Here is a 25,465-nt window from a genome sequence, read left to right as displayed (position 1 = left end):
GTTACCATAGGCTGTTCACTGAAGACAAGTCCCTTCGGATCTGGTATTTCTTGAGCCCACTTATTCATTTTCCAGGAAATGTGCACGTGAGGCAAGAATCTGCAGTCCTTTCAGATGTGTATAAACATTGGCAACGGTCACGTATGATACTGTTGCAACCACTTCAAGGCAGTTTCTCAGTGCACGTGCATTCTTCCCTGCCCCCTGGACCAATCAGCCGTAACATCGCAGACCAAATCTTTGAGCTATTAGGACAACGGACGTTCTCGCCAAAGCTTGAGGCGGACCTCATCACGTTAAGGCAAGTCTTCTTGGATTTTGAAGAGATTCGAGCCCATCGAGAGAGAGAGGCTCGCCTCACACAGGCTCAAAAAATTTTAAAACGGTTACAGGATCAAGCTCGAATAATGACCCAACAATCACGCGAACGCATCCAAGATACTGTAATGGTTGCACCGGAGAGGGGTTCAGACATTCCCGATAAGGTAGATCTGAACGGCCTCTGGAACATCCCAGTTCGTTTCGGTAAGGGGATAGGACCGAATCGTGCGGAAGTATTGAAGCGGCTCGGTATTATCACGGTCGAAGACGCCTTGTGGTTTCTTCCATGGCGCTACGAGGATTGGACGGAGATAATACCGATTGAGCGGCTGATTCCCGATAGAACGGCCATAATTGTGGGATGTGTGACGGCTTGCCGGTCCAGACGATCTTCAAGAAAGGGCATGGTGATCGTGTCGGTGTCTCTCGACGATGGGACCGGACATCTTGATGCGGTGTTTTTTAATCAGCCCTTCTTAGAGCAAATCTTTGTGCCCGGCGTTGCTGTCATGCTACGTGGAGAAGTCTGTGCGGGGCATAGCCGCTTGGAGCCTGTTCACATGCGGGCACCGCAATATGAGCTCATCAGGGAAGGAAATGGGAGTGAGGGGTTGCGTCGGCTTGTCCCTGTCTATCATGAAACTAAGGGAATGACGTCCCGTCAGTTTCGACGAATTTTTCACGGTCTCCATGAACGCTATGCGGAGTCTATTCAAGAAATTCTCCCCGAAAGGCTTCGAAGTGATTTGGGCCTGATGACTCTTCAATCTGCAGTCAAAGCCTTACATTTCCCGGAAAAGACGGACAGCGTGGAATCTCTCAATCAAGGCATCAGTCGTGCGCATCAGCGCATGGCGTTCGAGGAATTACTGCTGCTTCAATTGGCTCTCGCAGTCCGTCGGCGTGAGGTCAAGCAGGGGACGAAGGCGATCAGGTTTACTACTCATGATGTTTTGATGGAACGCTTTCAAGATCTCATGCCTTTCAAACTCACGGAGTCCCAGCAGCGAGTCATTCAAGAAATTCAAGCTGATATGGTGGGACCGACATCCATGAATCGACTTTTACAAGGGGACGTCGGATCAGGGAAAACCATGGTGGCGCTTCATGCCATGATTTTGGCTTGTGGCTCCGGCTATCAAGCCGTGTTAATGGCTCCGACGGAAGTCCTTAGTGAGCAACATTTTCTGACCGTACAGCCGTATTTCCGTGCACTTGGCCTGACAGCGGTACTCGTGAAAGGCGGGCAGCCGGCTCAAGAGCGTGCCAAGGTATTGAAGCAGCTAGAGCTGGGAAAAGCGCATGTAGCCGTTGGCACACATGCTTTGTTGCAAAAAGAGGTGGTGTTTCAGAATCTCGGCCTTGTCGTGGTTGATGAACAGCATAAGTTTGGCGTCATTCAACGCGCGGTCCTGCGGGAAAAAAGTCTGCATCATCCGGATGTCTTGGTCATGACGGCCACACCTATTCCGAGGACATTAGCCATGACGGTGTATGGTGATTTGGATGTTTCCCTGATTGACACGCTTCCTCCTGGCCGAAAGCCGGTACAGACCCTGGTCTTTCAAGCGCAGGATCGGGAGCGTGCCTATACACGTCTCAGGCAGGAAGTTGAGGCCGGGCGACAGGTCTATGTGGTGTATCCACTGGTTGAACCATCGGAGAAAGTCGATCTCCAAGCCGCTGTCGAAGCTGCCCGCGTACTCAAGGAAGATCACTTTCCAGAGTACACGATTGGCTTGCTTCATGGTCGCATGAAATCCAAAGACAAGCAGACGACCATGTCGGACTTTAAAAACGGGAAGATCGACATCCTTGTGACAACCACGGTGATAGAGGTTGGCGTGGATGTCTCGAATGCCACAGTGATCGTGATTGAGCATGCAGAACGTTTTGGGCTGGCGCAATTGCATCAGTTGCGCGGTCGCGTCGGGAGGGGCCAGGATCAAGCTCTGTGTATTCTGGTACAATCGAATATCAAGCCCGCATATCGAGAAAAAACGAATTCGGCGGAGTCCCGGCTGCCGTTTCCACCTCACTCATCCGATACTACGATGTCAGTGGACATGCCTCTTGCAGCCGAACCTCAGATGGCTCAAGAAAGCCGGCGCCTCAAAATATTCGCACGATGCCAAGATGGGTTTACGCTGGCTGAAGAAGATTTAAAGATTCGAGGCCCAGGGAATGTACTTGGTGAGCAACAATGGGGCATCATGGACTTTCGTGTCGCCCAACTCCATCGTGACTATCGGTTATTGAGTGTGGCCAAGGAAATGGTCAGTCACATACTGGCTAACGATCCCTATCTGCGTGCGCCGGAGCTTCAGGAATTAAAAAGAGCCATGCTTCGAAAATGGGGAAAAACATTGGACCTCAGTTCGGTCGGCTGAGAAAGTTTTATCAATCTCGAAAACTTCTTGATCCTTCGCAAATTTCTGAATTATCGACGTTTTTTAGATGAAGTCCAGGTTTGACCTGGTGAAGTGTTCATGCTACAACGGCGTGTAAACTCTGCCCGGATGGCGGAACTGGCAGACGCGCTGGACTCAAAATCCAGTTCTCGCAAGAGAGTGGGAGTTCGACCCTCCCTCCGGGCACCAAAAAAGGCACGTCGCTCATTCCACGCTTCTTCTTAACGTATGTTATACTCAAGAAATCTACGATTATCGTAAAAATAGTCTGACTTCTCAACTTCGAGACACTTGACAGGGCTTTGGCAGTTGACTATAGTTGGTTCCCTTGAAAACGGAAAAAAGAGACCAAGTTCGTTGCAATCCATTATTTTTACCGATTATTCACTTACACTTCCAAGGAGGAGCCACATGCGGAAGTTAGGGTACTTTGGAGCAGCAATCATTCTTGCAGGCTCGGTGAGCGTGGCAGTGGCACAAGAGCGTGTGCCACAGCATTCGGGTTTTGGTAATGGCGTCGGTGAATCTCAAGGTTCTGGGACGAGATCTCGTGTTATGGACGAGGATGACATGTTGCGGTATTTGTCCGCGCCAGAAACGGTTCAAGGAGAAATCGTAGGCGTAGACTACGCTGGAGGTAAGCTCTTCCTCGACATGGGTGGAAGTTCAAATGACGAACGGCAATTACGGGGTTCTCTCAACCTTCAGACCTTGTATTTCGACAATGGCACCAATATGGAGAGCATTAAAATGGTCGGCAAAGGTGATATTGTCGCCATTTCAGCCATTCAAGAAACCGATGCGAATCACAAGTTCAGCACGGGCAGAAAAATGGTTAGAGAAGTGTATGTTCTTGAAGGAAGTCAATTGCTTGGAGGTCAAGACAATCCTAATTTCGGTGGTGGGTTAGGACAACGACCAGATCCAGTGAATTCAGCAGCGCTACCCGCAACTGGTGGGAGCTATACTGGCGTTCCAGAGGGTGGGATTCAAATGGGGGCTATTAATACCGGAGTCTCAACCTCAGTCGGGAAAATGACCGGTGCTGCACCTTGCTGGCAATGTGCCCCTCAGCCAGAAACAGTCAATGGTCCGACCAGCAATACCATTGCTACTGACTATGGTTCTGATCGTAAGAATTTTAACAAGGGTACCGTTCAATAAAATAAGCAGATACTTGAGGGTTTCAGTATAAAAAGGGCGTGCTGGATAATCCAGTACGCCCTTTTATTATTTTTATGGAATATATGATGTGGATCAGATAAAACCTGAAGAGGAACTTGATTTACGAGGTGTAATTTGCCCGTACAATTTTGTTAAAACGAAGTTGAAGCTTGAATCAATGTCACCTGGGGCTGTCTTGGCGGTATTATTGGATAATGGCGATCCCATCAAGAATGTTCCCCAGAGTGTTATCAATGAAGGACATTCAGTGCTTAAACAAGAAGCTTGCGAGCAAGCCATTCGAGTATTGATTAAAAAGAAGGACGACGCAACATAAAAGACTTTATTCACGCCCTACACGATGCTTTTCTCGAAAACCCTCGATTAATACGGTGATCTCTCCTTTGACTCGAGAGGGAAGCCCGTTCTTGAGTAATGCTTCAGCAGTTCCTCGGATGAATGATTCATTGAGTTTGGTTAATTCTCGTGCAATCACGATCTGTCTAGACCCGAAGATTTCCTGAATCGCTTCCAAGGTCAAACGAATGCGGTACGGGGTTTCAAAAAGGATGATGGTTCGTGGTTCATTCGCTAAGCGGGTAAGAAATTGTGTTCTTTGACCAGACTTTCTTGGCAAAAATCCTTGAAAGACAAATGCGTCAGGTGGCAGTCCCGACGCTGTTAAGGCTGCAAGTATAGATGAAGCCCCTGGAATTGGGACGACGGGTATTTCTTGCTTGATGGTCGCACGCACGAGAAAGTACCCAGGATCTGAAACTAACGGCGTTCCTGCGTCCGAAACGATCGCGATATTCTCTCCTTGCTCGAGGCGCGCGATGAGGATAGGGGTTTTATCTTCCTTATTAAAATCATGATAACTGGTTAATGGTGTATGAATATTGTAATGCGTGCAGAGTTTTTGAGTTCTTCTCGTGTCTTCAGCGGCGATGATTCCAACCTCATTCAATGTTCGCACGGCCCGGAACGTGATGTCTTCTAGATTTCCGATCGGTGTGCTGACGATAAAGAGTGTTCCAGTCATGATTAAGAAGAGAAAGGAAGAGGTTTTGTTAAGGAGTAGGTTATGACCCGAATTGATGCAGAGCCTGTTTGTTTGTCCTGTATTTGTTCATAACAATGGCCTGTCATCTGTCCGTCTAGAATAGCGAAGGTACACAGTGGTGTTGAGGTGCTTAGAGAGACCATGTGATCGCGCCTATCGCCTCCATTCTTACCTCTTCTCTTTTCCTTGACCTCCCTTTGGCTCAAGTCTATACTCAAAAATCGGGTCAAAAGGCCCACAGCATTTCTCTGTCAACGAAGGCATTATGGCTGAGTCTCTTATCGGAGTCACGATGGTTTTGTACTTTGTCGGCACCGTCGTGTTTCTTATCTATTTATTACGGCGCTCAGAATTTTTGTCCAAAGGAGCGTTGGCTTTAGCCGGCCTTGGGTTTCTATCACATACTCTGGCCCTCTTAGTCAAAACAGTAGGCCTTGGCCACCTTCCTCTTATGACCTTCCAAGAGGCCATGTCCTTTTTTGCCTGGACGTTAGTCCTTGTTTTTTTGGGAGTTGTCCTGAAGCGGGGATTGCATGTACTCGGGGCGTTTATCTTACCGTTATCGTTTCTTTCGTTGGTTTCGGCGAGTATTGCGCCTGCCGGTTCTCCGGGGTTTCATCCTGTATTTGAAACAGTATGGGTACACGTGACGTTGAGTATGTTGGGGACGGTGGGGTTTGCTGTGGCGTTCGTTGCCGGCATCATGTATATCATGCAAGATCGTATGCTCAAATCCAAGCAGTTTAATGCTGTGTATATCAAGCTTCCTCCTCTTGATTTCTTAGATGCTTTAAATCAGCGCTCGATTTTATTCGGTTTCCCTCTTTTGACTCTTGGCATTTTGACCGGTTCACTGTCCGCGCATCTCTCTTTGGGTTCCTACATGAGCTGGAATCCTGAGCAAGTCTGGGCACTGATAACGTGGATTTTTTATTTTGCAGTCCTGCTTGGCCGAGTCACGGTTGGCTGGCGCGCCAAAAAGGCGGCTTACCTTACCATCGTCGGCTTTGCTGGTGTAATCCTGACATTCGTTGGCGTCGTGTTAAAGAACCAGGGGCCGTTGGGGACGTGATGAATATTATCGTTGTCGGTCTGAGTCATAAAACGGCTCCAGTGGAACTTCGTGAACGGTTAGCCATTCCTGAAAGTCGGATGGGCGAAGCGTTGTCCAGGTTGCTGGCCTATCCCAACATTAAAGAAGGCATGTTTTTGTCGACTTGTAACCGTGTGGAAGTCTATGCGGTGGTTAAGGATAGAGAGGCGGGTTTTGCAGACGTTCAAGACTTTTTGGTTTCCACGCATTTTTCGCTATCGTCGGAAGAACTGTTTCCGTGTCTCTACCGTCACGCTGATGAGTTGACCATTAGGCACCTCTTTCGAGTCGCTTCAAGTCTTGACTCGATGGTCATTGGGGAACCTCAAATTCTCGGACAGGTTAAAGATGCGTTCGAACTGACACTGGCTCATCGAACGAGTGGCGTCATCCTCAACAAGTTCGTAAAAAAGGCTATTTCGGTCGGAAAAGGCGTTCGCAATCAAACCAAGATTGCGGAGTATGCTGTTTCTGTCAGCTACGCTGGTGTTGAACTGGCTAAGAAAATCTTCTCCAGTTTAAAGGATCAAACCGTGTTGCTCATTGGGGCAGGAGAGATGGGGAAGTTGGCCGCGCGTCACCTCGTCAATTCTGGCGTGAAGCATATTATGGTTACGACCCGAAACGCTCATCGGGCGATGAACCTTGCTGGCCAATTTAATGGGACCGTCGTTGCCTTTGAGGAGTTTCGCACAGCTTTACCGAAAGCCGATATTGTGATCTGCGCGACCGGAGCGCCCTATTATGTCATTTCATCAGAAGATATCCAGTGGGCGGTCCGTCAGCGGATGAATCGTCCTATGTTTTTAATCGATATTTCGGTTCCACGAAACATTGATCCAGCTGGTAAAGATATCGACAACGCATTTGTCTTCGATATCGATGATCTCAAGGCCCATGTCGGGCAAAATCAAGAGGAGCGGCGAAAAGAAGCAGATAAAGCCGAAGGATTAGTCAAGGAAGAAGTCGATGTCATGTTGTCATGGTTGCGAGGTCTTGAGGCAACGCCGACGATCGTGGCGCTGAGAAAACGCGCAGACGAGATCAAGCGTGCCGAAGTAGAAAAAGTCCTGAGTCGATTAGATCATATAACGCAGAAAGATCAACATGCCATCGAGGGGTTAGCCTCAGCTATCGTGAATAAATTGTTGCATGGTTCGCTCGTCACTCTGAAATCTGAAGCCCAATCAAAAAACGGCTTTGCGTTCATCGAGGCGGCGCGTCGGTTTTTCGATTTAACAGAAGCCGATGTCCCTCACAGCTCGACAGGGGTGGATCATTCTGTAAATCGTGAGCCCAAAACCTGCCAAAGTAATGATTCGTTGGACACTCATGAGTAATCATGAGTCAAGGAATGTGATGGAGTCGTTGTTGTCGTTCGTCAGGAATTGTCGTGAAGAGTACAAATAAGTCTCGGTCATCCTTCGTCATCGGAACTCGAGGGAGTCGATTAGCGTTGTGGCAGGCAGAGTGGGTCAAGGAACAACTCCAACAGATCGCTCCCGACATATCCATCAAACTTCAACGCATTCAAACCAGCGGAGATAAAATCCTTGATGTGCCCTTAGCCAAGATTGGTGGAAAGGGTTTGTTCGTGAAGGAAATCGAAGAAGCGCTGATCAATGGGGAGATTGACTTGGCGGTTCATAGCATGAAAGATGTCCCTTCGATCTTACCCGATGGGTTGGAAATCGTTTGTGTGCCCAAACGGGAAGATCCGCGGGATGCGTGGATCGGTCGTGATGGTCTGTCGTTAGAAACCTTGCCGAAAGGCGCTACCGTTGGGACGAGCAGTTTGAGGCGGCAAGCTCAACTTCTGCATCGTCGGGAAGACCTGGCAATCCACATGCTCCGTGGCAACCTCGATACACGACTGACAAAACTCAAACAGGGTCAGTATGATGCGATTGTGCTGGCGGCTGCGGGCCTTCGACGATTGGGGTGGAGTCAGGAAATTTCTGAATATCTTTCGACGGAGGTCAGCCTTCCAGCCATTGGCCAGGGAGCATTGGGGCTTGAGGGCCGTTCAGATGACCACTTTCTTAAAGATATGATCCGTCAGATGGAAGACCATGCAACAAGGGTTACTGTCAACGCCGAGCGTGCCTTCCTTACTCGGTTGGAAGGTGGTTGCCAAGTCCCAATCGCCGGTCATGCGGTCATTCATGAGGGACAGATCTTGTTGGAGGGGTTAATCGCGAGCACGGATGGCAAGCGATACTTTCGTGAGACGATTCGAGGAGCTCTCGATGAAGCAGAGACACTTGGGGCGGAACTGGCTGAACGTTTGTTGGATTCGGGTGGTAGGCCGGTGCTTCAAGAGATTTACGGAACAGCATGACATCAACGCCAAAACGAATGGGGAAAGTGTATATTGTCGGGGCTGGTCCTGGCGACCCGGCGTTGCTCACGCTTAAAGGGAAAGCGTGCTTGGAACAGGCGGATGTCGTGTTGTTTGACTACCTAGCGAATCCGGTCCTGTTGGAGTATGCGCAAATCGAAGCTGAGCGGATTTATGTGGGACGACGGGGAAGAGGGGCCTATAGAAGTCAGGATGAGATTAATCAACTCCTGGTGACGAAAGCGGGGGAAGGGAAATGCGTCGTTCGCCTGAAAGGTGGGGATCCCTTCGTTTTTGGACGAGGAGGAGAAGAAGCCGAAGTGGTGGCCGATGCGGGAATTCCATATGAAGTTGTTCCAGGCATCACGTCCGCAGTCGCGGTTCCCGCCTATGCGGGTATTCCCGTGACGCATCGCACCTTGGCGTCAACCGTCACGTTTGTGACGGGGCATGAGGATCCTTCTAAACCAGAAAGTGTCATTGAATGGCCACGATTAGCGACGGTTGATGGGACACTGGTGTTTTTAATGGGTGTGAAGAATCTTCCCACGATTGTCGAGAAGCTCTTGGCGGAAGGAAAAGATCCTCAGACGCCTGTAGCATTGATTCGTTGGGGAACGTACCTCAGCCAACAGTCCCTGACGGGAACACTTGCCGACATCGTTGAAAAATCGAACACGGTGAATGTGCAACCCCCAACGACCATCGTCATTGGCCGGGTCGTTGAGTTGCGAGATCGATTGAATTGGTTTGAGCGGCGTCCACTTTTTGGAAAACGTCTTTTGGTCACGAGGCCGAAGCATCAAGCGCCTCAATTTTCCCGGCTCCTCGAGGCCTTTGGTGCGGAAGCCGTAGAATGTCCGACGTTGGAGATCGTGCCACCTGAAAGTTGGAGCCCTGTCGATCACGCCATAGCGAACCTGTCCACGTATCAATGGCTCATATTGACGAGCGTCAATGGCGTTCGAGCGTTTATGGAGCGTCTGAAACATCATGGGCGGGATATCCGCAGTCTGGCTGGGCTCCGCTTGTGTTGTATCGGGCCTCGAACGGCTGAAGAAGCCGCTCGCTACGGGATTCTCGCTGATGTCGTTCCTGACGAATATCAGGCTGAAGGAGTGATTGATTCGATGGAAAAGGCCGGAGTCGTCGGTCAGCGGATCTTAATCCCACGAGCAGAAGTGGCCCGTGAGATCCTTCCGCGACGCTTAAGAGAAATGGGAGCCTCCGTCGATCTCGTCACGACGTATCGTGCGGTTCTACCCACTGTTCAGCTAGAGACGTTGAAGAATCGCTTGGCCTCAAGGAGCATTCATTACCTGACTTTCGCGAGTTCTTCGACGGTGCGAAATTTTTGCGGACTATTCGAAAACCAAGAAACGTTAATCCGTCTCGTGGAAGGCGCGACGATCGCGTGTATCGGGCCGATCACTGCAGAAACGGCCCGTGAGTGCGGCTTATCCGTCGGAGTTGTCGCAAAGTCCAATACGATTCCTGCGTTAGCCGAGGCCATCGTCGAACATGCTCAACAAACGAATCAGGTGCATGATATATGTTCGGTGTAAGTTGCGTTCAGGCGGTAAGGTCTGCATAGTGTGATTGTTTTTTCTTTTTACTGATGACAGTCGACGAGTTTTTAGGACGGAGGGTTGATCTATGGTTCCAGTTAAATCATTCATGGTGCCGATTGAAAAATTTGTGACAGTCGATCGAGATGTGAACGTCCGTCAAGCTGCGGAACTGATGCGGGAGAACGAAATCGGTAGCGTATTCGTGACCAGAGAGGATAATATCATTGGGATATTGACCGACACTGATCTCGTACGACGAATCGTGGCGGCGGGGCTAGATCCTGAAAATACCGAGGTTGAAAAAGTCATGTCTGCTCCGCTTCTCATGATTGATGGAGACAAAACCCTGCTTGATGCCAATGATTTGATGGCTGAAAAGCATATTCGACATTTGGGCGTGACGAAAAATGGCGAACTGGTCGGGATGATCTCGGTTCGAGATTTGGTTGTCTTTTTAACGAATCTTCCAAGAAAATAGCCTGTCTGTATCATCTGATTCCTAAGAGATTTGAGGTATTGGTTTTTCGTTAAGAACGCGAAGTTTGTGTATGCAGGTGGATGAGTAGGTGTGACGATGGGTTTTCCTCGGCAACGGCTTCGACGGCTACGGCAACATCACGTATTGCGAGAAATGGTGCGAGAGACGGACCTGTCTCCCAAGGACTTCGTGTATCCTTTATTTGTGACCTTTGGAAAAGATCGACGCGATCCGATCGTCTCGATGCCAGGTCAGTATCGCTGGTCCGTTGATTTGTTGGTACAAGAAGCTCGTGAGGCTAAAGAACTTGGGATTCCAGCCGTCATTCTCTTTGGGATTCCTGAACGGAAAGATGATCAAGGGACGAGCGCCTATGAAAAGGAGGGAGTGGTTCAACAGGCTGTTCGGTCTTTGAAAGCTAATGTGCCCGATTTGTTGGTGATGACTGATGTCTGCATAGATGAGTATACCTCCCATGGACATTGTGGGATCGTACGGGATGGTCAAGTCCTGAACGACGAAACGTTGAGTTGCCTTCGTCTGATGGCCAGGTCTCATGCGGAGGCTGGCGTTGACGTTGTCGCTCCTTCCGATATGATGGATGGAAGAGTCGGTGCAATTCGTGACGAACTGGATCAGCTAGGCTTCCAGGATCTTCCGATCATGGCCTACTCGGCGAAGTATGCCTCAAATCTCTATGCCCCGTTTCGAGATGCCGCCGATTCGACTCCGGCCTTTGGTGATCGGCGGTCGTACCAAATGGATGCGGCAAACGCGCGAGAGGCGATTCGTGAAGTGGAACTGGACGTGGATGAGGGAGCCGATATTGTGATGGTGAAACCTGCGGCATGGTTTTTGGATATCGTTCGAAGTGTTCGTGACGCCGTGACCGTTCCTGTCGCGGCGTATCAAGTCAGTGGAGAGTACAGCATGATTAAGGCGGCCGCCCAGTTAGGCTGGATTGATGAAGAAAAGGTCATGCTCGAGTCACTCTTGTCCATCAAACGAGCCGGAGCCGACATGATCCTGACATACTTTGCCAAAGATGCCGCCAGACTGCTTCAACACAGGCTGTCATGAAGGTCATTCGAACCCTCCCGACGTCATCCCATGCGAGTCATCCTGTCCTCACGATCGGAAACTTTGACGGGCAACATGTTGGTCATCAGGCTTTACTGTCACGTGTTGTCACTATGGCCAGGCAGCACAACGGTACGTCGATGGTGCTGACGTTCGATCCACACCCGGCCTCGGTGTTGTGTCCGGGCGTTTCACTCCAGTATTTGACGCTCAATGCAGAAAAATTCGATTTTTTTGAAAGACTTGGCATCAAGGAACTCGTGATCTTAGAATTTACCAGGCAGTTGGCCAGTCTGACTCCCGAAGAATTTGTCAAGACCATCTTACGCGATGGGTTGGGGATTCGTGAGGTATTGGTCGGACAAAACTTTGTGTTCGGGACAAAACGAAGTGGAGACATCCACGATTTGGAACGATTAGGAAGTGAAGCCAATTTTCAAGTTCATTCGGTTCCCCCAGTTCAAATCGAGGGAGAAATCGTGAGTTCGACACGGATTCGCAAGCTGCTTCAAGCAGGTCATGTGAAGATGGCCGCTCAATGTCTTGGGCGGCCCTATTCGCTCGCTGGACCGGTGATTCATGGCGAGCAGCGAGGAGGCAAATTAGGATGGCCCACGGCGAACTTACGAATGGCTCAACAACGCGTCGTGCCCGCTGACGGAATTTATGCGACGATGGCGTACGTGGCAGGTGAGTGGTGGCCTTCTATTGCGTACATCGGGAGCCGTCCAACTTTTTCAGGTGGAGAACGGATGCTTGAAGTGCATCTCTTTGATCAAACACGATCCTTATATGGTCAGCACGTGCAGGTGAACTTTATTGAATTTATTCGAGGAGACCAACAATTTTCCGACGTCGAACGTCTCCTGCAGCAGATGGAGCGCGATGGGGCCCAGGCCCGTCGATTATTGCAAGGCTGGGATCACCGCTTATCACAGTCTTCTTCCTTGCAGTCAATCCCTTTCCCCATTTGTTAATCACGAATTTCTTCATCCATGCCCCTCATTGAACAGATTGAAGAGTTTATTTCCCGTAAGCAGATGCTCCGGCGTGGGGACAAGGTTGTCGTGTCGGTCTCCGGTGGCCCTGATTCCGTTGCCTTGCTCGCAGTGCTTGATCAGCTCAGAGCAACCTGGGCCTTCACATTGTCTGTGGTCCATGTCAATCACGGCTTACGAGGTCGGGAATCAGACGAAGATGCAGATTTTGTGTTGAGGCTATGCCGTGAACTTCAGGTAGAGTGTGTGGTAAAAACGTTGCCGGTCAACACGGAGTATTGTTCTGGCAAGTCGAGTCTCCAAGCGGCTGCCCGGGATAGACGGTATAGGGCCTTATCTTCAATCGCCCAGGAGATTGGTGCTCAGAGGATTGCCACTGGACATACGGCAGATGATCAAGCGGAAACCGTGGTGATGTGGATGGTTCGGGGAACAGGAACCCGCGGGTTGAGGGGAATTCCCACCATTCGGGAACCAAATATCATCCGGCCCCTGTTACAGACGACCCGTAGTGAGCTTATGTCCTATCTAGGGAATCGAGGATTGTCTTATCGAATGGATTCAAGCAATACCAAGTCTGTATACGTGCGGAATCGTATCCGTCGGAACGTGTTGCCGCTGCTTCGTAGTCATAATGCGAATATTGTCCGGACACTCACTCGCCAAGTCGAAATCGTGCAAGAAGAAGACAGTTTCCTTGAACAACTTGTCACCGAGGCCTTGGGTAAGATTCAGCGTAATCAACGCTCGAAAGGTACCAGCATGAATCAGGCGGGTTTCCTTGAACTACCCTTGGCATTAAGGCGACGGGTCATTCGTCGTCTACTTCTGCTTGTCGGGGGATCCTGGATGCTTCCAGGATTTGAAACTGTTGAAACGATCCTGAAATTTATAGAGGAAGGACGATCTGGCTCAGAGATGCTGGTCTCTGGGATGGTGTTGATGCGAGAGTATGATCAGATTCATATTCTGGTTGACCAGCAGGACCGCCAGCCCCGGAATGAGAATGAGAATGAGCCATTCATCCAGGACATCAATATTCCGTCTAAGACAGTTTGGCCGCTGACCGGACAAGCCCTAGAGATTTCAGCGAAGGCTGGCAGGAACCTCACCGTTTTTCAAGAGCCGGCGTCCAAGCAGGCGCAGTGCGATATGGACACATTCACTCCTTCATTAACCCTGAGAAGCTGGAGACCGGGAGACCGCTTTTTCCCCCTGGGAATGGGAGGTAAGAGTAAAAAGCTTCAAGACTTTTTTTCGGATAACAAAGTTCCGCGTTCTCAACGTTCGCAGATCCCTCTCTTGGTGGCTCCTGAGGGAATTGTCTGGGTTGGCGGATATAGAATGGATCATCGTTTTCGAATCACGGAGGACACTAGAAATGTCCTTGTCGCCAACTTGAGCCAGGAGCCTTCGTTCGTATGAGTCAGTTATTCGGAAAGCCACTCATCACACAAGAGTCGATGCGAACTCGAATCCAAGATCTCGGAAGAGAAATCTCCAGGGATTATGAACACAAAGATCTTGTGTTGATCGGTGTATTAAAGGGAGCCTTTGCTTTCTATGCCGACTTGGTTCGAGCGATACGGTTGCCGCTCACAGTGGATTTTCTTATCGTCCAAAGCCGAAGAAAGCAACAGGAAGCATCAGGGAAGGTCAAAATTCTTACGGAACTAACCGAAGAGATAGCAGATCGTGATGTGGTGCTCGTGGAGGATATCGTGGATTCGGGATTCACAGTCCAGTTTTTACGAAAACGACTTGCCAAACACAAACCCAGGAGTCTTGAGGTTTGCACATTGCTCAGTAAGACAAGCCGGCGACAGGTTGAGGTATCGGTGCGGTATATCGGTTTTGAGGTCGCTGATCATTATATTGTTGGATATGGCCTGGATCATCAGCAACAGTACCGTAATCTTCCGTATTTAGCCGTGCTTGACCCTAAGAATGCCAGTGGTGTTTAAATCTCGCTCCTTATTGTCAGTTTCTTTATTCACATGATAAAATCTATAAGCTCTACTCTTTTATCAAAAGAGTACAATAAAGGTTTGCGGTAGGGCTAGGAGGCCATTGCATGAACTCTCGGGTCAAGAATTTGATGTTTTGGGTTGTCGTGTGTTTGTTTATGATTTTGCTCTTTAACCTCTTCACCGTACCAACAAATCCACCTGAAGAAAATATTATATTTAGCGACTTTATGGCGCATTTGGATCGCAATGAAATCGAAAAAGTCGTGATTAAACATAATAATATTAGCGCCATTCTCAAAGATGGGACCAGGGTTAAGACTTACTCGGTCGAATACCCGGATTTGGTGAAAGTGCTTCGAGAGCGATCGGTTCAGATAGAAGCCAAACCACCTGATGAAAACCCTTGGTACATTACGTTTCTCGTCACGTGGGGGCCATTTATCCTCTTTTTAGGGCTTTGGTTCTTCTTAATGCGTCAAATGCAAATCGGAGGGAATCGAGCGTTGTCCTTTGGGAAAAGTCGAGCTCGCCTATTAACCGAGGACAAAAAGAAAGTCACATTTGCTGATGTGGCAGGAGTAGATGAAGCAAAGGAAGATGTCGTTGAAATCATTGAGTTTTTGAAAGACCCTCAGAAATTTCAAAAATTGGGAGGCAGAATTCCCAAGGGGGTGCTGGTTGTCGGTCCTCCCGGAACCGGGAAGACGCTCTTGGCCAAGGCCATAGCAGGAGAAGCAGGCGTCCCGTTCTTCAGCATTAGTGGGTCTGATTTCGTGGAAATGTTCGTCGGAGTCGGGGCCTCGAGGGTCAGGGATCTGTTCGAGCAGGGGAAAAAGCATGCGCCCTGTATCATTTTCATCGACGAAATCGATGCAGTGGGAAGATTGCGAGGCGCTGGATTAGGTGGAGGACATGATGAACGCGAGCAAACGCTGAATCAGCTCCTGGTCGAAATGGATGGGTTCGATACAACCGAGGGCGTGATCCTGATTGCGGCCACCAACAGGCCTGATGTCCTTGATCCTGCCCTGCTTCGTCCCGGTCGTTTTGACCGGCAGGTGATCGTGAATCGCCCTGATGTCCGTGGCCGCGTTGAAATTCTCAAAGTCCATACGAAAAAAGTTCCCGTGAACGAAGATGTCGATCTTGAGCAAATCGCGCGGGGAACTCCAGGATTTTCCGGAGCGGACCTTGAAAATCTGGTTAATGAAGCGGCTCTATGGGCGGCCCGGCTTGATAAAAAGTCTGTCGAACTCATAGATTTTGAGAATGCAAAAGATAAGGTCATGATGGGCGCTGAGCGAAAGAGCATGGTGCTGAGCGATGAAGAGAAGCGGACCACTGCCTATCATGAAGCAGGCCATGCGTTAATGGCCAAGTTGCTGCCAGGTACAGACCCTGTCCATAAAGTCACGATCATTCCACGCGGGCGTGCTTTGGGTATGACCATGCAGCTGCCAATAGACGATCGTCACAGTTATTCCAAAGAGTTTTTATACAACACCCTTGCGATTTTGTTCGGCGGCCGTGTCGCTGAAGAATTGATTTTTAAGAACGTCACGACTGGCGCTGGCAATGATATTGAGCGCGCGACGGAATTAGCTCGGAAAATGGTTTGTGAATGGGGGATGAGTGATACGCTGGGGCCTTTGACGTTCGGGAAAAAAGATGAGGAAATTTTCCTCGGTCGTGAAATCTCCACGAGGCGGGACTTTAGTGATCAAGTTGCCCTGGAGATTGATCGTGAAGTGAAGCGTCTGATCATTGAATCCTACGAGCGAACGAAACGAATGTTGACGGAAAATATTCATACGCTGAGGGCGCTTGCTGAAGCTCTATTAGAAAAGGAAGTCCTTGATGCGATGGAAGTTGAAGAAATCGTTCAACAAACATCTGCCGTACAACCAGCTGCTGTCTAATTCATCCTGAGCCACGCCTCAAAATATAAGCCTTTCCACTCGCTATTCTGGGCATCCGGTTCGGATGCCAGATCAATACCCTCTTCCCCAGATAATGCACGGAATATTGGCCCAATTTTTTGTAAGGGCTTTCTTGTAGAAAATGTTAAAACCAGGGCAGAATATTTTTCGAGCTTGTGAATATTCGATTGATCTCGGATCAAGAGTCTTACTCATGGGTATTTTAAACGTGACGCCCGATTCTTTTTCGGATGGAGGGAATTACCTTGATCCTCAGAAAGCGGTAGATCGGGTGTCTTGTATGATCGAAGAAGGCGCTGATTTCATCGATATAGGAGGAGAGTCAACGAGACCAGGGGCTCGCCCCGTGGATGACCAAGAAGAACTGCACAGAGTCAAACCGGTATTAGAAGCCATTGGCCATCGAAGCACGGTGCCGATTTCAATCGATACACGCAAGGCGTCCGTGGCTCAAATGGCGTTAGACTTGGGAGCTGTCATCGTGAATGATGTGAGCGCGCTCCGTTATGATTCACGAATGGCATCTGTCGTGTCTGACGCTTGCGCCGGTCTGATTTTGATGCACATGCAGGGTGTTCCAGAAACCATGCAAGATGTACCGGTCTACGAAAATGTCGTCCGGGATGTCAAGGATTTTCTGGCGGAGCGATTGCATTTCGCGATTCAGGAAGGCGTCGCCAGGGATTCTATTCTGTTGGATCCCGGTGTTGGGTTCGGAAAAACTCGAGAACACAATTTGGCGTTGCTGCATCAGTGCCATCAATTGTCGGACTTAGGCAGACCCATCGTACTGGGGGTGTCAAATAAGTCATTTATTGGTAAGATCACTGATAGGCCTGTTTCGCAGCGTATGGCCGGTACGGCTGCAGCTGTGGCGATTGGTGTTTTTCAAGGAGCGAATATTCTTCGGGTGCATGATGTGGGCATGATGCGCGATGTTTGCAAGATGGCGATGGCACTGAGAGATTCTGCGATCGCCTGTGCCAAGACATCAGATGGGGAGTTCTTATGAAAAAATTATTTGGCACGGATGGTGTTCGAGGAACGGCCAACCTTGAACCCATGACGAGTGAAACGGCGATGAAGCTCGGGCGAGCCGTGGCGCATGTCTTTAAAAGACGACGAGGACGTCATCAAATCGTGATCGGGAAAGATACACGGCTTTCGGGTTATATGCTTGAATCGGCCTTACTCTCGGGGATTTGTTCGATGGGTGTCGATGTGCAATTGGTTGGTCCTCTGCCCACGCCGGCCATCGCGTTTTTGACGAGAAGCCTCAGAGCGGATGCCGGTGTCATGATTTCCGCGTCCCACAATCCGTATCAAGACAATGGCATTAAGTTTTTTTCTAACGAAGCGCTTAAATTGCCCGATGAAATGGAATTGCGCATTGAAGAGTTGATCCTTACGAATGAGATCGAACATATTCGTCCAACGGCCGGAGAGATAGGGAAAGCGTTCCGTATTGATGATGCCGAAGGACGTTACATCGAGTTTGTGAAGCGATCTTTGCCTCGACAGTTAGATTTTCAGGGGCTTCGGGTCGTTTTGGATTGCGCCAATGGTGCCGCTTATCATGTATTTCCCAAGGTGGTGCGAGAACTTGGCGCAAAAGTGTGGGTCATTGGCGATCAACCTGATGGGATGAATATCAATCATGAGTGTGGAGCGGTGGCTCCTAAGAAGCTTCAAGAAGCCGTTCGTCATCATCGAGCGGATGTCGGGATTGCTCTCGATGGCGATGCTGATCGATGTGTGTTCGTTTGTGAAGGCGGGAATGTCATCGATGGCGATCACGCCCTTGCCGCTTTTGCCTTAGACCTCAAAGAACGCGGGAGATTAAAAAACAATACGGTTGTGGGAACCGTCATGAGTAATTTGGGGTTTGAATTTGCCATGAGCCAAGCCGGCATTACCTTGGAACGAACGCCCGTTGGTGATCGTTATATCCTCGAACGGATGTTAAAGGATGAATTCAATCTTGGCGGGGAACAGTCCGGGCATATGATTTTTCTGGATTATCATTCAAGTGGGGATGGATTGATTTCAGGGCTGCAAATGCTCAAACTCATGAAAAGATCCGGAAAACCGCTGTCGGAACTCACGCAATGTATGAAGGCGGTGCCGCAAGTTTTATTGGGTGTCGAAGTTCCTCACAAACCCGCGTTGGAGTCTTTACCCATGCTGCAAGAAGCGATTGCGGTTAATCAAAAACGGTTGAATGGCAAGGGGCGGATCCTTGTTCGATATTCCGGCACGGAACCGCTTGTCCGTGTCATGGTTGAAGGGGAAAGTGACTCGATGATTCAAGAAGTCGCAGAAGAACTAATCGGCGTCGTCAAGTCCTGTATTACATGAGCGTCATGTTCACCGGTTTGTGATCCTTCCTCCAATCCTCGCGTTTCTCGTTGGTCTTGTCGTTGGTTCCTATTTTTGGTTTTTCCCCTGTTCGATCGTCCTGCTGCTCGTCTCGTCTAGTCTTGGCCTTTTCTGGCTTCAGCGTTGTACTTCGATAACCCGCGCCAGGGTCATGGTGCTCTTGACGAGTTTTCTCGTGGGAATGGCCTGGTGGGTGGTTATTGTGGCGTTGCTGGAACATCATACGCTATCACCCTGGATGGATAGCCAACCTCTCCAACTGCGCGGGGTCGTCATCGAGCCTGTCAAGCGCGCTCCGGATCGATTGATCATGACTATAGATGTGGCTGATGTTCAGCAAGGAACACGGCGACATGCTGCTTCTGGGATTCTTCGATTAACGTGGCACAATGCCGATCGGGAAATTTATCAAGGCGATCCAATCGAGGTGACGACTCGATTGCGGGAACCGTATGGAACGAGGAACCCAGGCGGATTTGACTACGGGAGATACTTGAAACGAAAAGGCATTCATGCTGTCGCAACGGTCTCAGGTCCGGGCCAAGTTGCCGTGGGTTCATCAGATGTTAGGAATGAAACAAGAAATTTGTTGGCTGGGGTTGATCAATGGCGCGCTTATATTCATCGAGCGGCCGAAGCTACGTTGTCCGATCCCGCCTTAGGTCTGTTTTTGGGTATGATCATCGGTGAACAAAGTTATCTGGCTCCGAGCACACGAAAAGTCTTCATGGATACCGGAACTGTTCATATTATTTCTATCTCCGGTTCTCATCTTGGCCTGATCGCGTTTCTCGTGTTTTTTGCTGTCAAAGGGATCGTGCTGCGTCTTCCTCAAGCATGGCTTGAATGGTTGTCGCTCCGTGTGACTGCCACGCGGTTAGCGGTTCTCGTCACGTTTCCCTGTGTGACCTTTTATACCTTGCTAGCTGGGGGAGAGGTGGCGACCGTTCGTTCTTGGATCATGATTACCTTGTTTCTTGTTGCCGTTTGGTTGGGACGGGACAAGCATCTGTTGACCGCGCTCGGCATTGCGGCATTGTTTATCGTTGCGCAAAATCCGCAAGCGATCTATGACATATCATTTCAGCTTTCTTACGGGGCTGTTTTAGCGATTGCGTTAGTCTTAAGAAGAAGTCCTGAAGAGTCGGAAGATGCTTTGGAACCCGATCCATGGCCCAATGAACGTCAAGGCTTTTTTAATTCGACCTGGCAATGGATCAAGCAAGTCTCAGTGGTCACGTTGGCCGTTACCATCGCGACAATTCCCATCGTGGCGTACCATTTTAATCAAATGGGCTGGTTGGGAGTCGTGGCCAACCTGATCGTCGTTCCGTTCGTTGGTGTTCTCGTGATTCCGCTTGGTCTTTTTTCAGCGGTATGGGTGCTGCTTTTCGATTCAGACACGTTGCCGTTCGCTTCGATCAATCAAGTCGTATCAGATACGTTAGTGGAGATCGTGACGGGCTTATCCTATCTGCCGGGAGCTGAATGGCATGTCGCTTCTCCGAGTGTATTCGCGATCGTGGTTTTTTATGGTCTTCTCCTCTGCGCATTACTGTGGCGAGACAGGCAAGGGTTGCGTTGGGGCTGTGTCTTCGGAGTCGTCTTGATGATCGGGTGGTGGGCGTGGTCACCAAGATATGGTCAGGAAGAAAATACACTGCGCGTGACGTTTTTAGACGTGGGGCAGGGTGATGCGACCGTGATCGAATTGCCTGACGGTCAAACGATCCTCATTGATGCCGGACCACGGTATCGGCGTCTTGATATGGGGCAGGCGGTGATCGGACCCTATTTGTGGGATCGGGGCATACGCCGTCTCGATCATGTGATTGCCACACATCCGCAATGGGATCATGTCGGCGGGATGCCGTGGGTGCTTGAAACATTCGAGGTCGGACGGTATTGGAGTAATGGGGCGGCACGAGAACGCCAGTTTTATCGACGCCTTGAGCAAAGCTTGCGTGAGATCAATATGCAAGAGTCTCATGCAGAGGATGGACAGATTATTCTCAGGTCCGATTCATGTGTTCTGAGTGTAACCAACCCGATGTTGCGCACCATGACCCCATCCGAAACTTCTCGTGCGATGGAAAGTGGTTCGGCGCTCAACAATCGATCTCTCGTGACCCTTTTGCAGTGTGGCCTACATTCTTTTTTGTTCACGGCCGATATCGAGAAAGACGCTCTGCGTCGTCTCAATCAATTGCCGGAGAGACGAACCGCTCAGGTCGTGAAGGTCCCGCACCATGGCGCCAAAAGTTCGTTCCATAAGGGGTGGATTGAAAACCTCGAGGCTGATGTCGCCGTGGTGTCAGTTGGCCAACATAACCGTTACGGACATCCGTATCCCTCGGTTATTGCGGCCTATGAAGATCGAGGTATTCTGTTGTATCGAACGGACCGCGATGGGGCCGTGTGGATGACCGTCGATCTCGATTCCTCGGCCATGGCGATTCATACGGCTCGAAACACAACATTGCAGCCAATTCAGCTCAATGAAAACATTCTTATGAATGAATGGGAAAACGTGGAACGGGCATGGACTAAATGGATCGGAGAATTCTAAAGGAAATGCTCTTACGCGGATTCCCCCACACTTTTCAGTTTGCCCGTCACAAACTTATGGAGTGTACTAGAAATGAGGGTTTGGTACGGAATACCTTCCTTCGCAGCTTTCCTTTGAAGACGTGCTAAATCGCTAGAGGAAAGCCGGATATTGATCCGCTTGTCCTTCTGCAACGTACGCCGGGCAGACGCTTCTAATTTTCGTTTTTCGTCTCTGAAATTCTTGATGCTTTCAAGTTCCCCACGTTCAAAGTCTCGCAGGATCTCGAGCTCGTCGTTATTCAGTTTCAATGCTTTGCTCATGAAAAGAGAAAAATATCCAGCAGTAGAAAGGGGCGACTTCTTTTTGGGGAATCTGTAGGAAATTGGTGTTTCTAGTTTGACAGGGCTTGAAAGATTTTTCGGGAATCGGCAAGCGGTTCCCACTGCATGATCGTCATAGAATCCTCCACATATTCCTGTGTCCGCATGCCGTTGAGGACAGTCGTCACGCCAGGGGTGCTGGCCAATGTCCAGAGGGCTTTTCGGGAAAAGGGTTCTCCGCGATGCGATGCTGGGAGCAGAGGGTCGATGACGTCTCGTATTTCCTGAATCTTTTTAGCGCTTTTTTGTGCGGCTTCCATTCTCATGACCCGTAACAGTTCCAGAAATTCCGGGACATAGCGTTTGCGCCAGTTATCCCAGAGCGCTTCCTTGTCTTCTCTTAAATGCCGCGTAAGGACTTGAAAAATCTGATTGGCATGCGGAGCGATCATCTGCTGTTCGATTTGGTCCCAATGTTCGAGGTTCTGAAGGGCCGGTCTGAGGCGAGACAGTTCCTCGGCCCATTTGAAGTATTCATTCGCCGCGATGCCTTTGTCTGAATGCGGAACGAGCGGGGCGATGTTCTTGACGTACTCTTCTTCTAGCGCACGGACCTTAGGAAGTTGTGATTCGAACGTGGTTGCCGGCCGTTCGGCTCGAGGGTCGGCGAGCCGAATCATTCCCCCATGTTTCGTCGGAATCGCGTTGAGCGGGCGATTCACCAGAACGGCGATGTTCTCTCGCTGAGCCAGTTCTAAGACGGTCTGCATCTCTTCCGTCCCCGTATTGGGTGCCACCAACGCGCCGGACTCAAAGAGATTCATGGGGAGTTGCAGGACTCGAAAATGATGCAGCGTCTGGCCGAGTTCCTCGGCAGCCGCCTGTGCCGCATCAAGCATACGTGACACCGAAGTCGCTTCCGGATCGTCTGGCTTGGCTGTGCAGGTGTTGGACGATACCCCATAATACTGGAGACGGCCTGCCGCGACTTGTTTCTCAAAGTATAGAAACGCTTGCTGTAACCGATGGTAAAAGATCGCACGCAGTTCCTCAAGGGCCGCTGAGTCGACCGTCAATTTTCGGTTTTTGGCATCAGAGAGAAAGTACTCCGGGTTGTGGAGCAGGCAGACATCAAGCGTAGTTAGCCCTAGGCGATCAAGCGAGAGCGTGAGTTGTTCTTCGAGGAATTCAGGATGAAGACAGTGCCAGATACCTTCTCCATACTTCACCATCTCAGGAAACGGGTTGCCAGCCTTTTCTCGCGCTTCGGCACGTTTCAGGTTTTGCCCTTGGATATAGCCGATTTTTGAGACGACGATGATTTCTTCACGTGTCAGTTCGTTAGTTTTCACTAAATCCCCGAGGGCACGGCCTATCAGTCGTTCGCTCCCTCCATCGGCATAATTTGTCGATGTATCGATAAGGTTACAGCCTTCTCGTATGGCTTTGACTAATGCTTCACGGTGTTCCTCGGAGCTGATATCGATCCGGTATCCCCCAAACCCCAGTCGAGAGGTCGTCAGGCCTGTCGAACCCAAAGTTGTGTACCCTTGGCCGCTTGGCTTTCTTTCTGTGGGGCCGGCTAAGACTTTCGCGACGTAGACGGCCGTTCCGCCCGGTGTGGCTTGTCCGGGTATGCCACGCGACTTGAGCACCTGTAGGGATTCGGTTTCGTGACGTTCTCTGCCGGGTTTCAATGTTTGTTCCTGGAGGCTAGAGGCGACCTCCTGCGGTTCGGTGATCGGAGCCTGACAGGCAAAGTTTTGGCAAATGTACAAAGCCGCCTTGCCATCAACGCGGGTTTTTCCTTCGAGTAGCGGGTGGGTCGCTTCTGCATCCTCGTCGCTCTGATGGGCCATGATGCGATTCGGGATAAAACGGTGATCGACTTCGGCTCGTAGATGATCGTAGTTGGCTTCGCCTGGCTGTCCCACGAGTGCTATTTCAACCGGCGCATTCAGAAGAAAGTCCACGACCATCAAGCTTTTAGCGTAGCCGCGGGGAATTTGCGCGATCTGATGTCCATACGCCCGGATGGCGTGTGTCGCCGATTCACGAAAGTCTTCACGGTTAAAATGGAAAGACAACCGGGCCAACGCGGCTGCGGCGACGGCGTTGCCGCTTGGTGTTGCTCCATCGGGACCTTCGCGGCTGCGGAGGATGAGTGATTCGTGGTCGATAGCGGTGGTAAAAAATCCTCCCTGATCGGGGTCCGAGAAATCTTTCACCATGCGCTCAGCCAGGCCAACGGCTTCATGGAGGTATCGTTCAGGAGCTCCCGCTTCATAGAGATCGATCATGGCTTCAGCGAGATACGCATAGTCTTCCAAACAGGCGTTGAGATGGGCTTTTCCGTCACGATAGGTTCGCAGGAGGCGATTGCCTGGCTGAGACAATGTCGTCAACAAGAAGTCGGCTGCCCGTCTGGCTGCATCAAGATATCGTTGATTGTCGAGTACTCTGGCGGCCTCTGCCATAGCCCCAATCATCATGCCATTCCACGCCGTAATGACCTTATCGTCCAATCCAGGTGGAACACGCTCAAGCCGAGCTTGATAGACGAGTGGACGCGCCCGTTCAATCGTGGCCCATAAGTCATCAGGGGAACAGCTCAAGGCTGTTGCGACTTGCTCTAATGTCTTGGGTGTATTCGGAATGCTTTTTCCTTCCCAGTTTCCTCCGTCGGTGATGTCGTAATACGCGCAGAACCGCTGAGCGTCTTCTTGATTGGAGATGACGGCGCGAATTTGTTGTGGAGTCCAGACAAAGAATTTTCCCTCAACCCCTTCAGAGTCGGCATCTGTTGCGGAGTAGAACCCGCCTTCCGGGGAGGTCATTTCCCGCAGGATGTAGTCGAGGGTTTCAGTGGCGATGCGTCGGTAGCGTTCCTCGCGAGTGACTTGATAGGCCTCGACATAGGTACGGGCCAGGAGCGCATTGTCATAGAGCATTTTTTCGAAATGCGGGACGAGCCACCGATCGTCGGTTGAGTACCGTGCGAAGCCTCCTCCAATATGGTCGTAAATTCCTCCGGCCGCCATCGAGTCCATTGTTTTCTGAATGATGTGGAGCGTCTGTTCGCTGTTCGTCTTGTGGTATTGGCGAAGCAGAAAAGACAGCCCGGTCGCGGCTGGAAATTTTGGGGCTTTCCCAAATCCCCCGTCTTGCGGGTCAAAGTCGGTCGCGTATTGTTCGACAGCCGTTTCGATTTCTGTCTGTCCGACGGTCATGGGAGACAGGACACTGATGGATGCCCGGAGTTGATCGGTGAATCGAGTCGCTTGTTTGATGATACTTTCTCGATCCTGCTCCCATGCCGCGGCAATGTTTTTCAGTACCGTGGCAAAACCTGGTCGCCCCCATTTATCAGTCGGAGGAAAATAGGTGCCGGCAAAAATAGGTTCTTGATCCGGGGTGAGGAACACGGTCATGGGCCACCCTCCATGGCCCTGATTCATCGTGACTGTGGCTTGCATGTAAATTTCGTCAAGATCAGGACGTTCCTCGCGGTCGACTTTAATGTTGATGAAATGGGCGTTCATCAATGATGCGATGTTTTCGTTTTCAAACGACTCGTGCTCCATCACGTGACACCAATGACAGGCCGAATATCCGATTGAGAGAAGGATAGGTTTATTCTCTTTTTTGGACCGGTTCAACGCATGAGAATTCCAGGGGTGCCAGTCGACGGGATTATAGGCATGTTGGAGCAAATACGGACTGGTCTCATGGATGAGTTGATTCGGTCTGTGTTCGGGAGGTGAGGTATTCATGATATCGTGACG

19 protein-coding genes and 1 tRNA gene are annotated in these 25,465 nt (G+C 50.2%); 17 read left to right on the top strand and 3 right to left on the bottom strand.

Annotated elements, in window-relative coordinates; genetic code table 11:
* The first annotated feature begins 86 nt into the window (after positions 1-86).
* The 4 genes from recG to MRJ96_01975 all read left to right on the top strand — a co-directional run bounded on the left by recG (position 87) and on the right by MRJ96_01975 (position 4,233).
* A complete protein-coding gene (recG, locus tag MRJ96_01990) occupies positions 87-2,711 on the top strand; it encodes an ATP-dependent DNA helicase RecG (protein ID MDR4500214.1) in 2,625 nt (874 codons plus the stop codon).
* A 123-nt stretch (positions 2,712-2,834) separates the two neighbouring features.
* Positions 2,835-2,921, top strand: a tRNA-Leu gene (locus tag MRJ96_01985).
* A gap of 222 nt (positions 2,922-3,143) precedes the next feature.
* Positions 3,144-3,896 carry a hypothetical protein gene (locus MRJ96_01980; GenBank protein MDR4500213.1) on the top strand — a complete coding sequence of 251 codons (753 nt, stop codon included), beginning with the start codon at positions 3,144-3,146 and terminating at the stop codon, positions 3,894-3,896.
* A gap of 88 nt (positions 3,897-3,984) precedes the next feature.
* Entirely contained in the window at positions 3,985-4,233 is a 249-nt protein-coding gene (locus MRJ96_01975) for a sulfurtransferase TusA family protein (GenBank protein MDR4500212.1), read from the top strand.
* A 6-nt stretch (positions 4,234-4,239) separates the two neighbouring features.
* Here MRJ96_01975 and rsmI read toward each other — a convergent pair whose 3' ends face one another.
* Positions 4,240-4,938, bottom strand: coding sequence for a 16S rRNA (cytidine(1402)-2'-O)-methyltransferase (rsmI, locus tag MRJ96_01970; GenBank protein ID MDR4500211.1), 699 nt, complete (start codon positions 4,936-4,938; stop codon positions 4,240-4,242).
* 286 nt (positions 4,939-5,224) lie between these two features.
* Between rsmI and MRJ96_01965 the strand changes: the two genes are divergently transcribed.
* From MRJ96_01965 to MRJ96_01905, 13 genes are all read left to right on the top strand, one after another.
* Entirely contained in the window at positions 5,225-6,031 is an 807-nt protein-coding gene (locus tag MRJ96_01965) for a cytochrome c biogenesis protein (protein ID MDR4500210.1), read from the top strand.
* Entirely contained in the window at positions 6,031-7,392 is a 1,362-nt protein-coding gene (hemA, locus tag MRJ96_01960) for a glutamyl-tRNA reductase (GenBank protein MDR4500209.1), read from the top strand. The genes MRJ96_01965 and hemA overlap by 1 nt, the downstream gene beginning before the upstream one ends.
* Positions 7,393-7,445: 53 nt before the next feature.
* Complete coding sequence (gene hemC / locus MRJ96_01955) at positions 7,446-8,393, top strand: hydroxymethylbilane synthase (GenBank protein MDR4500208.1); 948 nt, start codon at positions 7,446-7,448, stop codon at positions 8,391-8,393.
* On the top strand, positions 8,390-9,958 hold the full coding sequence (gene cobA / locus MRJ96_01950; protein ID MDR4500207.1) for a uroporphyrinogen-III C-methyltransferase: 1,569 nt from the start codon (positions 8,390-8,392) through the stop codon (positions 9,956-9,958). Before hemC ends, cobA begins: the two co-directional genes overlap by 4 nt.
* A 91-nt stretch (positions 9,959-10,049) precedes the next feature.
* A complete protein-coding gene (locus MRJ96_01945) occupies positions 10,050-10,442 on the top strand; it encodes a CBS domain-containing protein (protein MDR4500206.1) in 393 nt (130 codons plus the stop codon).
* Positions 10,443-10,538: 96 nt separating this feature from the next.
* Positions 10,539-11,522, top strand: coding sequence for a porphobilinogen synthase (hemB, locus tag MRJ96_01940; GenBank protein ID MDR4500205.1), 984 nt, complete (start codon positions 10,539-10,541; stop codon positions 11,520-11,522).
* Positions 11,519-12,499, top strand: coding sequence for a bifunctional riboflavin kinase/FAD synthetase (locus MRJ96_01935; protein MDR4500204.1), 981 nt, complete (start codon positions 11,519-11,521; stop codon positions 12,497-12,499). The genes hemB and MRJ96_01935 overlap by 4 nt, the downstream gene beginning before the upstream one ends.
* Before the next feature lie 18 nt (positions 12,500-12,517).
* On the top strand, positions 12,518-13,945 hold the full coding sequence (tilS, locus tag MRJ96_01930; protein MDR4500203.1) for a tRNA lysidine(34) synthetase TilS: 1,428 nt from the start codon (positions 12,518-12,520) through the stop codon (positions 13,943-13,945).
* Positions 13,942-14,484, top strand: a complete 543-nt coding sequence (gene hpt / locus MRJ96_01925; GenBank protein MDR4500202.1) for a hypoxanthine phosphoribosyltransferase — start codon at positions 13,942-13,944, stop codon at positions 14,482-14,484. Before tilS ends, hpt begins: the two co-directional genes overlap by 4 nt.
* A 110-nt stretch (positions 14,485-14,594) precedes the next feature.
* Complete coding sequence (gene ftsH, locus MRJ96_01920) at positions 14,595-16,409, top strand: ATP-dependent zinc metalloprotease FtsH (protein ID MDR4500201.1); 1,815 nt, start codon at positions 14,595-14,597, stop codon at positions 16,407-16,409.
* Positions 16,410-16,623: 214 nt separating this feature from the next.
* A complete protein-coding gene (gene folP / locus MRJ96_01915) occupies positions 16,624-17,442 on the top strand; it encodes a dihydropteroate synthase (GenBank protein ID MDR4500200.1) in 819 nt (272 codons plus the stop codon).
* A complete protein-coding gene (glmM, locus tag MRJ96_01910) occupies positions 17,439-18,788 on the top strand; it encodes a phosphoglucosamine mutase (protein MDR4500199.1) in 1,350 nt (449 codons plus the stop codon). Before folP ends, glmM begins: the two co-directional genes overlap by 4 nt.
* Before the next feature lie 19 nt (positions 18,789-18,807).
* On the top strand, positions 18,808-21,378 hold the full coding sequence (locus MRJ96_01905; GenBank protein MDR4500198.1) for a DNA internalization-related competence protein ComEC/Rec2: 2,571 nt from the start codon (positions 18,808-18,810) through the stop codon (positions 21,376-21,378).
* Between the two features lie 11 nt (positions 21,379-21,389).
* On the opposite strand, the gene MRJ96_01900 is transcribed toward MRJ96_01905, so the two are convergent.
* Together MRJ96_01900 and MRJ96_01895 are read right to left on the bottom strand one after the other, a co-directional pair.
* Positions 21,390-21,680, bottom strand: coding sequence for a hypothetical protein (locus MRJ96_01900; protein MDR4500197.1), 291 nt, complete (start codon positions 21,678-21,680; stop codon positions 21,390-21,392).
* Between the two features lie 71 nt (positions 21,681-21,751).
* On the bottom strand, positions 21,752-25,453 hold the full coding sequence (locus MRJ96_01895) for a DUF255 domain-containing protein (protein ID MDR4500196.1): 3,702 nt from the start codon (positions 25,451-25,453) through the stop codon (positions 21,752-21,754).
* Positions 25,454-25,465 lie beyond the last annotated feature (12 nt).

The organism is Nitrospirales bacterium, assembly GCA_031315865.1.
GTDB lineage: Bacteria > Nitrospirota > Nitrospiria > Nitrospirales > UBA8639 > JAGQKC01.
This window is presented reverse-complemented; position numbering and strand designations above follow the sequence as displayed.